This is a genomic window from Rathayibacter sp. PhB1 (assembly GCF_004362935.1).
GTDB lineage: Bacteria > Actinomycetota > Actinomycetes > Actinomycetales > Microbacteriaceae > Rathayibacter > Rathayibacter festucae.
Map to the genome: position 1 here is coordinate 663,934 of NZ_SNYD01000001.1, position 14,683 is coordinate 678,616.

Consider the following 14,683-nt stretch of genomic DNA (forward strand, 5'->3'; position numbering starts at 1 on the left):
CCGGGCTCCACTTATAGCCGCTTCGAGCGGCCTCGCGCCGAGAGGCGTTTCTGCGATCCGGCCCCTTCTCCTCTCGACAGCATCCCCAGCGGATCCCGGCGGCGAGCGAGGGCCCAGTGGCGGGCGGTCCGAGGCGCGAGTCCTCCCCTCCCGGCAGAGTCCCCGACAGACAGGCGACATCCGGAATGAAGAACCGCAGGGCACTCCGGATCGGCGCGCGGTGGTGGGCCGGGACCGCCCTCCTGGTGATCGCCGTCCTCCTCTTCCTCTCCGCCCCCGGCGTCGACGACGAGATCGGCGCCCTCCTCGGCAACGGCGTCGTCTTCTCGCAGGGTGCCCTGATGCGCACGCTCGCCGTGCTCGACACGGCCGCCGCGCTCTGGGTGCTGGTGCGTCCGCGCAGCTCCGCCGGTCTGACCGCGGCCCTCGCGGCCGTGATCGGACTCTGGCTCGCCCCGCGGATGGGCGCCGCGGCGCTGGTCGACCTGGGCGGCTTCGCTCTCGACGTGCGCTTCGTCGTCCTCCCCCTCGAAGTGTCGGTCGTGATCGCGGGACTCGCCGTGACAGCCTTCTGGATGACCCGGAATCTGAAGTCCCGGGCACGAGCAGGGCAGGGCGCATGAGCGACGACACCACCGCCGAGGGCACCGCCCCCGACCTCGGCGCTCTCCTCGAGCGGATCGCCGCGGGGGAGCAGGCCGCGTTCTCGCAGCTCTACGACCTCGTCGCCTCGCGCGTCCTCGGACTGATCACGCGGGTCCTGGTCGACCGCGCCCAGTCGGAGGAGGTGGCCCAGGAGGTCTTCCTCGAGATCTGGCAAACCGCTGGACGCTTCGCTCCGAATAAGGGAAGTGCGACGACCTGGATCCTCACGATGGCACACCGCAGGGCCATCGATCGGGTTCGCGCGGCCCAAGCGGGCCGCGATCGGGACGTCCGCATAGGAATCCGCGACCTCGGTCGCGACTACGACCAGGTCGCCGAGCAGGCGGAGGTGTCCCTCGAGCACGAGAAGGTCACCGCCGCCCTGGAGCGGCTGACCGAGCTCCAGCGGCAAGCGCTGCAGCTCGCGTACTACGGCGGCTACTCGCACAGCGAGATCGCCGGAATCCTGAACTGCCCCGTCGGTACCATAAAAACGCGCCTGCGCGACGGGATGATACGACTGAGAGAAGAGATGGGGGTGGCCCTGTGAACGACGTGCAACTCCCCGAAGATCCGCGCGAACTCGCAGCAGGACACGCACTCGGCATCCTCACCCCGGACGAGACCGCCCGGTACGAGAGATTCCTGGACGAGAATCCGGAGGCGCGCGGCGAGGCCGACGCGTTCTCGACCGTGGCCGAGGCGCTCGCCGCCGACGCTCCGGCGGTCGCACCGTCGCCGGCCCTGAAGGCCGATCTGATGGCGCTGATCGCGACCACGCCGCAGCTGCCCCGCGACGACACCGCCGATGCCCCGGCCGAGGACCTCGCCGACCGGCGCGAAGCGGCCCCGACCCTGCACGCCGTCGAGCCCTCCGCGGCCGCCGCGAGCGGGCCGTCGGCCGTTGCGCCGTCCGCGACCTCCGGCCGCCACGGCGCCGAGGCCCGCGCCCGCGGACGCTGGTTCACCCGCCCCGCCGTCTACCTCTCCGCCGCCGCCGCCGCGGCCGTCATCGTGGTCGGGGGAGTGGCGCTCCCGCCGCTGCTCACGCCCGATGCCGGGCAGAGCCAGCAGCTGAGCGCCCTCGAGCAGATCCGCAGCGCCCCCGACGTGCAGGAGACCGCCGGAGCCGTCGCGACCGGCGAGACCGCGACCCTGGTCTGGTCGGCCTCGCTCGGCCGCTCGGCGCTCGTCGTGGACGACCTCGCGCCCCTGCCCGACGACAAGACCTACGAGCTCTGGTACATCGGCTCGTCCGGCCCGGTCTCGGCCGGCACCTTCGACGGGGGTGACGGCCGCACGGTCGCTCCGCTCGAGGGCACGCTCGCCGAGGGCGCCGTCGTCGCGGTGACCGTCGAGGACGCGGGCGGCTCCGAGGCGCCGACCACGGACCCGATCCTGGCCATCGCGACCGCCTGACACCGCCACAGCACCGAGCGCACAAGAGCCGCACCCCGTGAAGGGGTGCGGCTCTTCTGCGTTCCCGGCGCGGAGTGGGCCGCTGCCGGCGGACCGCACCGGCTCCGGACAGCAGAAGAGCCGCACCCCCGGGGGAGTGCGGCTCTCGTGCGTGCGGTCGGAGACTCAGCCGAAGCGGCCCGAGACGTAGTCCTCGGTCGCCTGCACCGACGGCCGCGAGAAGATCGTGGCGGTGTCGTCGTACTCGATGAGCTTGCCGGGCTTGCCGGTGCCCGCGATGTTGAAGAACGCGGTGCGGTCCGAGACCCGCGAGGCCTGCTGCATGTTGTGGGTCACGATGACGATCGTGTAGTCGTTCTTGAGCTCCTCGATCAGGTCCTCGATCGCGAGGGTCGAGATCGGGTCGAGGGCCGAGCACGGCTCGTCCATCAGCAGCACGTCGGGGGAGACGGCGATGGCGCGGGCGATGCAGAGCCGCTGCTGCTGGCCGCCGGAGAGGCCGGAGCCGGGCTTCTCGAGCCGGTCCTTGACCTCGTTCCAGAGGTTCGCGCCCTGCAGCGACTTCTCGACGAGGTCGTCCGCGTCAGACTTCGAGATGCGGCGGTTGTTGAGCTTGACGCCGGCCAGCACGTTGTCGCGGATGGACATCGTGGGGAACGGGTTGGGGCGCTGGAAGACCATGCCCACCTGGCGGCGCACGAGCACCGGGTCGACACCCGGGCCGTAGAGGTTGTTGCCGTCGATCAGCACCTCGCCGTCGACGTAGGCGCCGGGGATGACCTCGTGCATGCGGTTGAGCGTGCGGAGGAAGGTCGACTTGCCGCAGCCGGAGGGGCCGATGAACGCCGTGACGGTGCGGGGCTCGATGGTGAGACCGACTCCCTCGACCGCGAGGAACTTGCTGTAGTAGACGTTGAGGTCGTTGACTTCGATGCGCTTGGACAACGGAGATCCTTAGGGTTAGCGGCCGAGCTTGGGGGCGAAGATGCGCGCGACCAGGCGAGCGAGCAGGTTGAGCAGCATGACGATCAGGATGAGGACCAGCGCGCCGGTCCAGGCCCGATCGATGTAGGCGGCCGCGTCGGCCCCCTGGTCGGCGTACTGGCGGAACACGAAGACCGGGAGGGTCATCATCCGGTCGTCGAACGGGTTGTAGTTCATCGACTGGGTGAACCCGGCGACGATGAGCAGCGGGGCGGTCTCGCCGATGACGCGGGCGATCGAGAGCATGACGCCCGTGACGATGCCGGCGATCGAGGTCGGCAGGACGATCTTGACGACGGTCAGCCACTTCGGCACGCCGAGGGCGAAGGACGCCTCGCGCAGCTCGTTCGGGACCAGGCGCAGCATCTCCTCGGTGGAGCGCACGACGACCGGGATCATCAGCACCGACAGCGCGATCGCGCCGCCGAAGCCCATCCGGATGCCGTCGCCGAAGAGCAGCACCAGCAGGGCGTAGGCGAAGAGGCCGGCGACGATCGAGGGGATGCCGGTCATCACGTCGACGAAGAAGGTGATGCCGCGGGCGAGCGCGCCCCGGCCGTACTCGACGAGGTAGATGGCCGTCATCAGGCCGATCGGGATCGAGATGACCGCGGCCAGCGCCGTGATGATCAGCGTGCCCATGATCGCGTGCAGCGCTCCGCCGCCCTCGCCGACGACGTTGCGCATCGAGGAGGTGAAGAAGAGGAGGTCGAAGCGCGCGGCGCCCGCGGTGACCGCCGTGTACATCAGCGAGATCAGCGGGATCAGCGCGACGACGAACGCGGCGGTGACCAGGGTGGTGACGACCCGGTCCGTCGCGCGGCGGGGGCCCTCGACCAGGCGGGCGAGGACGAAGACGGCGACCGTGTAGAGCACGGCGCCGAAGAAGACGGTGCCGACGACGTCGAAGCCCTGGGTGGTGCCGGTGACGGCGAGGAGGGCGTAGACGAGCGCCATCACGGCGATGCTGCCGACCAGGAGGGCGACGGGCGCCCACTTGGGCAGCTGGCCGCTGGTGAGCGTGTTGACCGGCGCAGGGACCGCGTCCTCGACGCGGCGCTGGCGGGGCGGAGTCATCGTGACCATCAGTTCGCTCCCGAGAAGGCCTTGCGGCGGTTGATGATGTAGCGGGCGAGCATGTTGACGAGCAGCGTGATGACGAAGAGCATCAGGCCGGAGGCGACGAGCTCGTTGACCTTCAGGCCGTAGGCCTCGGGGAAGCTCAGCGCGATGTTCGCGGCGACGGTGTTCGAGTTCGTCGACTGCAGCAGGGCGAAGTTCACGACGAAGGACGGCGAGAGCACGATGGCGACCGCCATCGTCTCGCCGAGTGCGCGGCCGAGGCCGAGCATCGACGCGGAGATGATGCCGGGGCGGCCGAAGGGCAGGACCGCGGTGCGGACCATCTCCCAGCGGGTCGCGCCCAGGGCGAGCGCGGCCTCCTCGTGCAGCGTCGGCGTCTGGAGGAACACCTCGCGCGAGATCGCCGTGACGATCGGCAGGATCATGACCGCGAGCACGAGGGCGACGGTCAGGATCGTGCGGCCGGTGCCGGAGACCGGGCCGTTGAAGAGCGGGAACCAGCCGAAGGCGTCCGTGAGGAACGCGTAGAACGGCTGGACGAAGGGGGCGAGCACCGTGATGCCCCAGAGGCCGAAGACGACCGACGGCACGGCGGCCAGCAGGTCGATCACGTAGCCGAGGCCCTGCGCGAGCTTGCGCGGGGCGTAGTGCGAGATGAAGAGCGCGATCCCGATCGCGATGGGGACGGCGATCACCATCGCGAGCCCGGCGGCGTAGACGGTGCCGAAGACGAGCGGACCGACGTAGGACCAGAAGCCCGCTCCGCCGGAGATCGTGTCGGGGGACGCCGTGAGAGCCGGGATCGACTGGACGACCAGGAAGAGGGCGACGGCGGCGAGGATGACGAGGATCAGCGCGCCGGAGGCGACTGCCGTTCCGGAGAAGATCCGGTCTGCGGGCCGCTGCTTCGCCTTGATGGCGCCGACGGGCCGCTCTGCGGTGGTCATGTGGGTGTCCCTGCGTTCGGTGTGGGGGAGGGGGCCGAGCCGTGACGCGGCCCCGGACCGGCTGGGGTCCGGGGCCGCGTCATGAGGGGGAGGTTACTTGATCGACTCGATGGCCGTCGCGACCTGGGTCGACAGCTCGGACGAGAGCGGCGCGGCGCCGGCGGAGGTGGCGGCCTCCTGCTGGCCCTCCTCGCTGGTCACGTAGCCGAGGTACGCCTTGACGAGCTCGCCCGTCGCGGCGTCCTGGTACTCCTGGCAGGCGATGAGGTAGCTCACCAGGACGACCGGGTAGACGCCGGACTCCTCGGAGGCGTAGTCGATCTCGTAGACGATGTCGTTCTCGGGACGGTCGGTCGCCTCGGGGGACGCGTCGACGATCGCGGCAGCGGCCTCGGGCGAGTAGGCGACGAAGTCCTCGCCGACCTTCACCTTGGCGGTGCCCAGGCTGCCGGCGCGGGAGGCGTCGGCGTAGCCGATGGTGTTCTGGCCGTTGGTGACGGTGTCGATGACGCCCGAGGTGCCCTGGGCCGCCTCGCCGCCCTCGTAGGGCCAGACTCCGTCGGGCTCGGCGTCCCACACGGTGGGCGCGGTCGCGTTGAGGTACGCGGCGAAGTTCTCGGTGGTGCCCGAGTCGTCCGAGCGGTGCACGGCGGTGATGTTCGAGGACGGGAGCGTCGCGTCGGGGTTCAGCGCGGCGATCTCGGGGGCGTTCCAGGTGGTGATGGTGCCCTTGAAGATGCCAGCGATGGTGGCGGCGTCGAGGTTCAGCTCGTCGAGGCCCTCCACGTTGAAGACGATCGCGATCGGCGAGATGTAGGCCGGGACGTCGATGGCGGAGGTGCCGTCGGCGCACTTGCCGAAGGAGCCGTCGAGCTCCTCGAGCTTCAGCGCGCGGTCCGAGCCGGCGAAGTCGGCGCCGCCGGCGATGAAGGCCTCACGGCCCGCGCCGGAGCCGTCGGGGGAGTAGTTGACGGTGACGCCGGTGTTCGCCTGCTGGAAGGCGGAGACCCAGGCCTCCTGGGCGGAGCCCTGCGAGGAGGCGCCGATGCCGTTGAGGGTGCCCTCGAGGGTGCTGGCGGAGCCGGAGGAGGACGAGTCGCCGGTGGCGGCGGGCCCCTCGTTGGCAGCACAGGAGGTCAGCGTGATGGCTGCGACGGCGGCGATGACGGCCGCCTGGCCGAGACGCGAGAAACGCACAAGTATCCCTTTCGGGTAGGAAAGCAGGGGGATGGACGGGCTTAGTGCGGCCCGCCAGCGAGAGTACGGAGGGGTCGTGTCCTGCCCCCGTCCGCTCGGTGAACGCGCGGTGAACGACGGGCCGCCCTCAGGCGCCGCGGAGCGCGGAGGAGCACTATTCGCGCGGCACTCCGGCGGCCCGGGCGCGGCTCACTCGAGCGGTGCGTGCGTCTCGATCGCGACGATGCCGGAGCCCGGGTGCTCGACGGAGAGGTGCACGACCGCGAAGCCGCCGGTCGGCAGGTCGGAGGCCTCCTCGAGGTACGGGCCGATCGGCGTCGCGGTGGCCAGCGCCAGCTCGCGCAGGATCTCGGGGATCACCGGACCGTGGCTGCAGAGCACGGCGCTCTTGCGCGCGCGGACCCGCTTGCCGACGACCGAGCGGACGTCGGCGGCGCCGTGCTCGTGCGCGTCCTGGCTGAGGTCCTCCGAGAGGCGGACCGGCCGCTTGAGCAGCGCGGAGAGCGGAGCGATCGTGGCCCGGCAGCGCTTCGCCGTGCTCGTGACGAGCCGACGGGGCCGCCAGGCGGCGACGGCGCGGCTCGCGGCGGCCGCCTCCTCGTCGCCGCGGCGGTTGAGCCGCCGGGTGGAGTCGCGCCCGTCCCAGGAGGACGCGGGGACCGCCTTGGCGTGCCGGAGCACCACGACGGCGAAGGTGTCGTGGGTGCCGCGCGAGACGATCCGCGCGAACTCGTCGACGATCTCGATGTCGTGCGGGTAGGTCAGGTAGCTGCGGGCGCGCTTGATCGTGACCCACTCGAGCGCCTCGACCTCGCGGTTCGGCACGAAGTCCGAGGCGAGCACCGCCTTCTCGGTCACCCGGGCCGCCCAGTAGTGCACGGTCTTCGGTCGCCCGTTCGGCAGGGCGTACTGCACGGTGCCGAGCGGCACTCCGAGCGCGACCGCGAACCCGGTCTCCTCGCGGATCTCGCGCACCGCGGTCTCCGGCAGCGACTCGCCCGGATCGACCTTCCCCTTGGGCAGGCTGACGTCCTTGCGGTGCGGCCGGTGGATCACCAGGACGTGCAGGCGCCCCTCGATGATCCGCCAGCACACGGCGCCGGCCGCGTAGACGGTCCCCGTCACGGCGTCAGCGGGTGGAGGCTCGGGAGCCGGTCCGCGTCGCCGTGCGCTTGCGGTGCGTGATGTGCGCCATCAGCCGGTTCTGCAGATCGGAGAGGGGTGCGCCGTCCTCGTCGAGGTGGTGCCGCGTCCAGATCCCGTCCGGGCCGAGCCACCACGAGGCGGTCTTCTCGTCCATCGCGCGGTCGAACATGTCGGCGATCTCGCTGAGGTGCGCCGGCTCGACGATCCGCACCAGCGCCTCGACGCGGCGGTCGAGGTTGCGGTGCATCATGTCGGCGCTGCCGATGAAGACCTCGGGCTCGCCGCCGTTGACGAAGCTGAAGATGCGGGAGTGCTCGAGGTAGCGCCCGAGGATGGAGCGGACGCGGATGTTCTCCGAGAGGCCCTCCTGCCCGGGCTTCAGCCCGCAGATGCCGCGGACCCAGACGTCCACGGGCACGCCGGCCTGGCTCGCGCGGTAGAGCGCGTCGATCACCGACTCGTCGACGATCGAGTTCATCTTGATCCGGATGCCCGAGGGGCGGCCGGCGCGGGCGTTCTCGGTCTCGGCCGCGATCCGCTTCAGCAGTCCCTTGCGCAGGTGGCGCGGCGCGACCAGCAGGCGCTTGAACTTCTTCTCGATCGCGTAGCCGGAGAGCTCGTTGAAGAGGCGGGTGAGGTCCTTGCCGACCTCGGGGTCGGCGGTCAGCAGGCCGAGGTCCTCGTAGATGCGCGAGGTCTTCGGGTTGTAGTTGCCGGTGCCGATGTGGGAGTAATGCCGCAGCACGCCGCCCTTCTCCTGGCGGATGACCAGCGCGAGCTTGCAGTGGGTCTTCAGACCGACGAGGCCGTAGACCACGTGGACGCCGGCCTTCTCGAGCTTGCGGGCCCAGGAGATGTTGGCCTTCTCGTCGAAGCGCGCCTTGATCTCGACGAGGGCGAGCACCTGCTTGCCGGACTCCGCGGCGTCGATCAGCGCCTCGACGATGGGGGAGTCGCCCGAGGTGCGGTACAGCGTCTGCTTGATCGCCAGCACGTCGGGGTCGGCCGCGGCCTGCTCGAGGAACGCCTGGACGCTCGTCGCGAAGGACTCGTAGGGGTGGTGCAGCAGCACGTCGCCGCGCGAGACCGCCTTGAAGATGTCCTGGCGCTGGTTCGGCTCGCTCGGCGAGAGCTGCGCGGCCGTCGTCGGGACGTGGTTGGGGTACTTCAGGTCCGGCCGGTCGATCTTCTGCAGGCTGAACAGGCCGCCGAGGTCGAGCGGCGCGGGGAGCTTGTAGACCTCCTGCGTGGTGATGTCGAGCTCGCGGACGAGGAGCCCGAGGGTCTCGTCATCCATGTCGTCGGTCACCTCGAGGCGGATGGGCGGGCCGAACCGGCGGCGGAGGAGCTCCTTCTCGAGCGCCTTGATCAGATTCTCGGTCTCGTCCTCGTCGACCTCGACGTCCTCGTTGCGGGTGACCCGGAAGACGTGGTGGTCGAGGATCTCCATGCCCGGGAAGAGGTCGTCGAGCTGATTCGCGATCAAGTCCTCGAGCGAGATGAAGCGCATCGGCTCACCGGGGGCGGCGACGCCGGCGATCCGCACGAAGCGCGGCAGCATCTGCGGCACCTTGAGGCGGGCGAACTCGGTCTTCTGCGTCTTCGGGTTCCGCACCCGCACCGAGAGGTTGAGCGAGAGCCCCGAGATGTAGGGGAACGGGTGCGCCGGGTCGACGGCCAGCGGCATCAGCACGGGGAAGACCTGCGCCGAGAAGTAGTCGTCGAGCACCTCGCGCTCGGCGTCGCTGAGCTCGCTCCAGCGGACGATGTCGATCCCGGCGTCGCGGAGGGCCGGCTCGACGAGCTCCTTGAAGGCGCGCGAGTGCCGCTGCTGCAGCAGGTGCGCCTTCTCCGAGATGTCGGTCAGCACGTCGACCGGCACGCGCCCGATGTTGGTGGGGAGTGCGAGGCCGGTGAGGATGCGGCGCTTCAGCCCGGCGACGCGGACCATGAAGAACTCGTCGAGGTTGGACGAGAAGATCGCGAGGAAGTTGGCCCGCTCGAGCGCCGGGACCAGCGGGTCCTCGGCGAGCTCGAGCACGCGCTGGTTGAACGCCAGCCAGCTCAGCTCGCGGTCGAGATAGCGGTCGTCCGGGAGCAGGGGGTCGGAGTGACCCTCCTCCTCCTCGTCGAAGTCGTCGTCGAGCTCGTCGCTCAGGCCGTCTTCGAGAATCAGGTTGTCGCCGTCCATGCGACCATCCTGGCACCGCCTCGGACGCGCCCGCGCCGCCCGTGGTGAATGCCGGGTGAACCCGGCCTGGGGAGGAGCCTCGGAGCCGGTGCGCCGCTCAGCGCACCGCGGGGCGGCGGTGCAGGTACTGCACGTCGACGGCGGCGTCGGTGAAGCCGAGAGAGCGGTACAGCGCCACGGCGGAGCGGTTCTCCGCCTCGACGTAGAGGTCCGCGACGGTGCAGCCGCGCTCGAGCATCCGGGCGAGTCCCGCCCCGAGGAGCGTCCGCCCGAGCCCGCGACCGGCGGTCTCGGGAGCCACGCCGAGGACGTAGATCTCGCCCGTCGTCGACTCCGGCTCGATCTTCAGCCAGTCGTAGCCGACGAGCGCGCCGTCGGCGTCGCGGAGCAGGAGGAGGTCCTCGTCGTCGTACCAGGACTCGGCCCGGCGTGCGGCCAGGTCGTCCTCGGTGATCCGGCCCTGCTCCGGGTGCGCGGCGAAGACCCGGGCGTTGAGGGCGACCCACTCGGCCGGGTCGAGGTCGCGGCCGTCGGAGAGCGCGAAGCCCTCGGGGACGCTCACCTCGGGGGCGACGAGCGGATCGAGCGCGAGGTGCAGCAGCGTCCGCACCGGCGCGAAGTCGTGCGAGGCGGCGAGGGCCCTGGCCGCCGGGTGGTCGCCGTGCGCCCAGGCCAGGAGCCCGGTGCGCCCGCTCGCGAGCACCTGATCGAGCACGGCGCGGCCGAAGCCGACGCCGCGCCACTCCGGATCGACGACGAACTCGAGCTCGCCCTGGCCGAGCACGGCGGCCGCCACCACGACGTCGGCGCGCAGGCCGACGAGGAGCGTGCGCGACCCGGCCCGCGCGTCGATCAGGGTCTGATCGCTGAACGGGGGCCGGCCGTCGAACCAGGCGGCCCGGCCGATCAGGTGCTCGAGCCCCGCGGCGACGGCGGGATCGGCCAGGTTCTCAACCGAGAGATTGAGCGACTCGTTCATTGTCCTCTTCGTACACGTTGAAGCGGTATCCGACGTTGCGGACCGTCCCGATGAGCGATTCCAGATCGCCGAGCTTGGCGCGCAGGCGCCGCACGTGCACGTCGACCGTGCGGGTGCCGCCGAAGTAGTCGTACCCCCAGACCTCGCTGAGCAGCTGCTCGCGGGTGAAGACGCGCGACGGGTGCGTCGCGAAGAACCGCAGCAGCTCGAACTCCTTGAAGGTGAGGTCGAGCGGGCGCCCATGCACCTTCGCGGAGTAGCTGGCCTCGTCGATCACGACGCCGGACGCCTGGATCCGCGAGGTCGACTGCTCCTGCGCGAGCCGGCCGATGACCAGCCGGATGCGGGCGTCGACCTCGGCGGGGCCGGCCGAGTCGAGGATGACGTCGTTCACGCCCCAGTCCGCGGAGACCGCGGTGAGACCGCCCTCGGTGAGGATGAGGATGAGCGGGACGTTGATCCCGGTGGTGGTCAGGATCTTGCAGAGCGACTTCGCGCTGGCCAGGTCCTGCCGGGCGTCGACGAAGATGAGGTCGCAGCTCGGGGCGTTCACGAGGTGCGCCGGCTCCGCCGGGATCTGCCGGGTCTTGTGGCTGAGCAGGCCCAGTGCGGGGAGGACCTCCGAGCCACCGGCTGAGGTCAGTATCAACAACTGCGCCACGGATCCTCCAGGATTGGTCTCCGGCAATACTAGCGGCGGGTCGGAGAGGCCGATTCCCTGGGGCACAATTGAGGGATGGGCAGGGATCGCGCGGGAGTGGCAGCGGTCTGGGTGCTCGCGCTCCTCGGCTCCGTCGTCACCCTGGTGATCGCCCCGGCCGTCTCGCAGCAGCTCTGGCTGGCGCTGACCTTCGGCGGCTGCGTCCTCGCGACCTTCGCCGTCCAGCTCGCCGTGGCGAAGGCGGACGGCTATCTGGTGCGCACGATGACGAGCGTCGTCGGCGCGATGGTCGTCGTCGCGGTCGCCAGCGGCATCGCCGCCCTCACCTCGCTCTGATCGGGCCTCCTCCACCCCGTCGCGTCGGTGCCGCCGGATAGGATGGAGTCATGCTTCTCGCCCTCGAACTCTTCTATCTCGGACTGCTCGGGCTCGCCTCCCTCGCGATCGCGTGGGTCTCCGGCGTGGTCGTCTACAAGCTCTACCGCGGCCAGCGCTAGCCGCCGCCGGAGCAGGTTTGATCTCCCTCCCCTCGGGCCTCCCGCCCGAACTCGTCCCGCTCTCCTGGCTGCTCGGCGTCTGGGAGGGATCGGGCGTCATCGACTACGCCGTCGGCGACGACTCCGTGCAGGCCGAGTTCGGCCACCGCGTGAGCTTCAGCTACGACGGCCTGCCCTACCTCAACTACAGCTCGTACACCTGGCTGCTCGAGGACGACAGCGAGGTCGGCCACCGGCCGCTCGTGAGCGAGATGGGCTACTGGCGGCTCAGCCGCCCGCTCACCGACGCCGACGCCGGCCCCGCGATGCTGCCGGGCCGCGGTGCGCCCGCGTTCCCCGACGCCGAGTCGGTCGAGACGCTGCGCAACGGCGGCGGCGGCTTCGACATCGAGGTCGCGCTCGTGCACCCCGACGGAGTCAGCGAGCTGTACCTCGGCCAGGTCAAGGGCCCGCGGATCGACCTCGCGACCGACGCCGTCATGCGCACCGCCGCCGCGAAGGACTACGCGGCCGCCACCCGCCTCTACGGCCTCGTCGACGACCACCTGCTCTGGGCCTGGGACATCGCCGCGCTCGGCCAGGGGCTCCGCACCCACTCCTCCGGAAGGCTCGCCCGTGTCGAATGAGACCGCGTCCTCGGAGCGGCTGCCGATCTCCCCGCTCCTGTCGGTCTCGGGCGCCGTCGTCGGGACCAGTGCGGCCGAGCCCGGCGTCGCCGCGCACTACGGCGAGCCGTTCCGCGAGCAGCGGGCGCTCGCCGCGGGCACCGCGATCGTCGACCTCTCGGGTCGCGGCGTCGTCACCGTCACCGGCCCCGACCGCCTCACCTGGCTCGACTCGCTGACCAGCCAGGCGCTCGCCCGCCTCGCCCCCGGCGACTCGGCCGAGACCCTGCTGCTGGACCCGTCCGGGCGGATCGAGCACCTCATCCGCGTCGTCGACGACGGCGAGACCGCCTGGCTCCTCCTCGACCGAGACGAGACGCCGGGGCTCGCGGCCTGGCTCGACCGGATGCGCTTCATGCTCCGCGTCGAGATCGCCGACCGCACCGCCGAGTTCGCGACGCTCGCGACCCTCGGCGACGGCCCCGCGACCGCGCTCGCCCTCGAGCTCGCGGGGGAGTCCGGCATCAGCTGGCTCGACCCGTGGGCGCAGGTGCAGCCCGGCGGCTGGCAGTACGCCACCGCTCCCGCGCACCCCGCGGCCGGCTGGGCCGCCCGCGAGACCCTCGTGCCGCGCGCGGCGCTCGACGGGCTCGAGTCCCGGACCCGCGCGGCGGGCGTGGCGCTCGCCGGCTCCGACGCCCTCGAGGCGCTCCGCATCGCCGCCTGGCGCCCGCGGCATGCGACCGAGGTCGACGACCGCTCGATCCCGCACGAGCTCGACCTGCTCCGCTCCTCGGTGCACCTGGCCAAGGGCTGCTACCGCGGTCAGGAGACGGTCGCCAAGGTGCACAATCTCGGCCACCCGCCCCGCCGCCTCGTGCTGCTGCAGCTCGACGGCTCCGACTCCGCCCTGCCCGGGCACGGCGACGTCGTCACGGCGCTCAAGGGCGGCGAGCCGGTCGAGGTCGGCACCGTCACCGCGAGCGCCTGGCACTACGAGGAGGGCCCCATCGCCCTCGCCGTGGTGAAGCGCTCGGTCCCCGTCGACCTCGAGCTCACCGTGCTGGCCGGCGAGATCCGCGTCTCCGCCGCCCAGGAGGTCGTCGTGCCGCCGGGCGCCGGCGCCGAGGCGGGAGTGCCCCGCCTGCCCCGCCTCGGGGCCGCGACCAGGTAGGCCACGCCGTGGTGGCCGCAGGACCCGCTCGGCGGGATCGGGCGGCCGCGCGGATCCGGGCGCTCGTCCGCCTCGACGACGTCCGGCCCGGCCGCGGCGTCGCGCGTGCCGTGGCGTCGCTGCCCGCGGTGCTGCAGATCGTCCTCGCGGCGGTCCTCGCCTACTCCGTCTCGCGCTTCGTCTTCGGGCACCCCGCCCCGGTGCTGTCGCTGACGGCGACCATCTCGAGCCTGGGCATCGCGCGCGACACCCGGCCGAAGCAGGTCGCCGAGACCGCGATCGGCATGCTGATCGGGATCACCGCGAGCGAGGTGCTGCTGCTGCTCTGGGGCACCGGGGTCTGGCAGCTGGCCGTCGTGCTCGCGATCGTCTTCACCGTGGGGCGGGCGCTCTCGCCGTCGCCCGGCTTCGCGGTGGCGGCCGGCACGCAGGCGATGCTGGTGATGATCCTGCCCGCGCCCGACGGGGGAGTGTTCACCCGGAGCCTCGACGGTCTGGTCGGCGGGCTCGCCGCGCTGCTGTGCACCGCGATCGTGCCGCGCAATCCGCTCCGGGCAGCTCGCGCCGAGGCGCGGCGGCTGGTGTCGGCACTGGCGGAGACGATCGACGCGCTCGCCGACGCGCTCCGCCGGGGCGATCAGGCGGCCTCCGCGGCGGCGCTGGAGCGCGTCCGCGGCACGCAGCCGGTGATCGACGGCTGGACGGCCGCCCTCGACTCGGCGATCGGAGTCGCACGGATCTCGCCGTTCGTCCGGCGGCACCGCGCCGAGCTGGAGCGGCAGCGCACGATGCTCGCCGCGCTCGACCTCGCGACCCGCAACCTCCGCATCGTCGCGCGGCGCACCGACTTCCTGGTCGGCGACGCCGTGCCGCGGCCGGCGCTCGCCGACGTCGTCGCGGACTTCGGCCCGGGGATCGCCCTGCTCGGCCGCGCCGTCACCGAGCCCGCGGTGCTCGCGCTCGCGCGTCAGGACCTCGTGCTGCTCGCGACGACCCTCGACCCGCAGGCGCTGATCCCCGAGGCGCGGCTGGCGGAGAAGACGCTGCTGGTCATCCTCCGTCCGCTCGTCGTCGACCTGCTGACGGCGACCGGGGCGAGCTCGGCCGAGGCGAGAGCCGCGCTGCCCGAGCTCGCCTGACCGGCCGGGCTCCTCC

At 71.7% G+C, this 14,683-nt stretch carries 15 protein-coding genes; 7 read left to right on the plus strand and 8 right to left on the minus strand.

Going from position 1 to position 14,683, the window contains the following annotated elements:
- Positions 1-185 precede the first annotated feature (185 nt).
- The 3 genes from EDF17_RS03185 to EDF17_RS03195 are packed head-to-tail and all read left to right on the plus strand — an operon-like array spanning position 186 to position 2,064.
- On the plus strand, positions 186-623 hold the full coding sequence (locus EDF17_RS03185) for a hypothetical protein (protein ID WP_123445138.1): 438 nt from the start codon (positions 186-188) through the stop codon (positions 621-623).
- A complete protein-coding gene (sigK, locus tag EDF17_RS03190; protein WP_123445139.1) occupies positions 620-1,195 on the plus strand; it encodes an ECF RNA polymerase sigma factor SigK in 576 nt (191 codons plus the stop codon). The genes EDF17_RS03185 and sigK overlap by 4 nt, the downstream gene beginning before the upstream one ends.
- Positions 1,196-1,200: 5 nt before the next feature.
- Positions 1,201-2,064: an anti-sigma factor gene (locus tag EDF17_RS03195; RefSeq protein WP_133671852.1), complete on the plus strand. Its 864-nt coding sequence runs from the start codon at positions 1,201-1,203 to the stop codon at positions 2,062-2,064.
- Positions 2,065-2,229: 165 nt separating this feature from the next.
- Here EDF17_RS03195 and pstB read toward each other — a convergent pair whose 3' ends face one another.
- The 8 genes from pstB to EDF17_RS03235 form a co-directional block, all read right to left on the minus strand.
- Entirely contained in the window at positions 2,230-3,009 is a 780-nt protein-coding gene (gene pstB, locus EDF17_RS03200; protein WP_123445141.1) for a phosphate ABC transporter ATP-binding protein PstB, read from the minus strand.
- Positions 3,010-3,024: 15 nt separating this feature from the next.
- Positions 3,025-4,125: a phosphate ABC transporter permease PstA gene (pstA, locus tag EDF17_RS03205; protein ID WP_123445374.1), complete on the minus strand. Its 1,101-nt coding sequence runs from the start codon at positions 4,123-4,125 to the stop codon at positions 3,025-3,027.
- 8 nt (positions 4,126-4,133) lie between these two features.
- Positions 4,134-5,078, minus strand: a complete 945-nt coding sequence (gene pstC, locus EDF17_RS03210; RefSeq protein ID WP_123445142.1) for a phosphate ABC transporter permease subunit PstC — start codon at positions 5,076-5,078, stop codon at positions 4,134-4,136.
- 93 nt (positions 5,079-5,171) lie between these two features.
- Positions 5,172-6,275 carry a phosphate ABC transporter substrate-binding protein PstS gene (locus EDF17_RS03215; protein WP_123445143.1) on the minus strand — a complete coding sequence of 368 codons (1,104 nt, stop codon included), beginning with the start codon at positions 6,273-6,275 and terminating at the stop codon, positions 5,172-5,174.
- A gap of 189 nt (positions 6,276-6,464) precedes the next feature.
- Positions 6,465-7,400 (minus strand): NUDIX domain-containing protein, encoded by a 936-nt coding sequence (locus EDF17_RS03220; RefSeq protein WP_123445144.1) that lies wholly within the window; start codon positions 7,398-7,400, stop codon positions 6,465-6,467.
- 4 nt (positions 7,401-7,404) lie between these two features.
- Positions 7,405-9,612 carry an RNA degradosome polyphosphate kinase gene (locus EDF17_RS03225; RefSeq protein ID WP_123445145.1) on the minus strand — a complete coding sequence of 736 codons (2,208 nt, stop codon included), beginning with the start codon at positions 9,610-9,612 and terminating at the stop codon, positions 7,405-7,407.
- A gap of 97 nt (positions 9,613-9,709) precedes the next feature.
- Positions 9,710-10,591 carry a mycothiol synthase gene (gene mshD, locus EDF17_RS03230; RefSeq protein ID WP_123445146.1) on the minus strand — a complete coding sequence of 294 codons (882 nt, stop codon included), beginning with the start codon at positions 10,589-10,591 and terminating at the stop codon, positions 9,710-9,712.
- Entirely contained in the window at positions 10,563-11,252 is a 690-nt protein-coding gene (locus EDF17_RS03235) for a response regulator transcription factor (protein ID WP_123445147.1), read from the minus strand. The genes mshD and EDF17_RS03235 overlap by 29 nt, the downstream gene beginning before the upstream one ends.
- A gap of 75 nt (positions 11,253-11,327) precedes the next feature.
- Here EDF17_RS03235 and EDF17_RS03240 point away from each other — a divergent pair, with 75 nt between their 5' ends.
- From EDF17_RS03240 to EDF17_RS19725, 4 genes are all read left to right on the plus strand, one after another.
- Entirely contained in the window at positions 11,328-11,588 is a 261-nt protein-coding gene (locus EDF17_RS03240) for a hypothetical protein (RefSeq protein ID WP_133671854.1), read from the plus strand.
- Positions 11,589-11,766: 178 nt separating this feature from the next.
- Complete coding sequence (locus tag EDF17_RS03245; RefSeq protein WP_123445149.1) at positions 11,767-12,375, plus strand: FABP family protein; 609 nt, start codon at positions 11,767-11,769, stop codon at positions 12,373-12,375.
- A gap of 37 nt (positions 12,376-12,412) precedes the next feature.
- On the plus strand, positions 12,413-13,528 hold the full coding sequence (locus tag EDF17_RS03250; protein ID WP_243732783.1) for a folate-binding protein: 1,116 nt from the start codon (positions 12,413-12,415) through the stop codon (positions 13,526-13,528).
- Between the two features lie 8 nt (positions 13,529-13,536).
- Complete coding sequence (locus EDF17_RS19725) at positions 13,537-14,667, plus strand: FUSC family protein (protein ID WP_166649585.1); 1,131 nt, start codon at positions 13,537-13,539, stop codon at positions 14,665-14,667.
- The last annotated feature ends 16 nt before the right edge of the window (positions 14,668-14,683 follow it).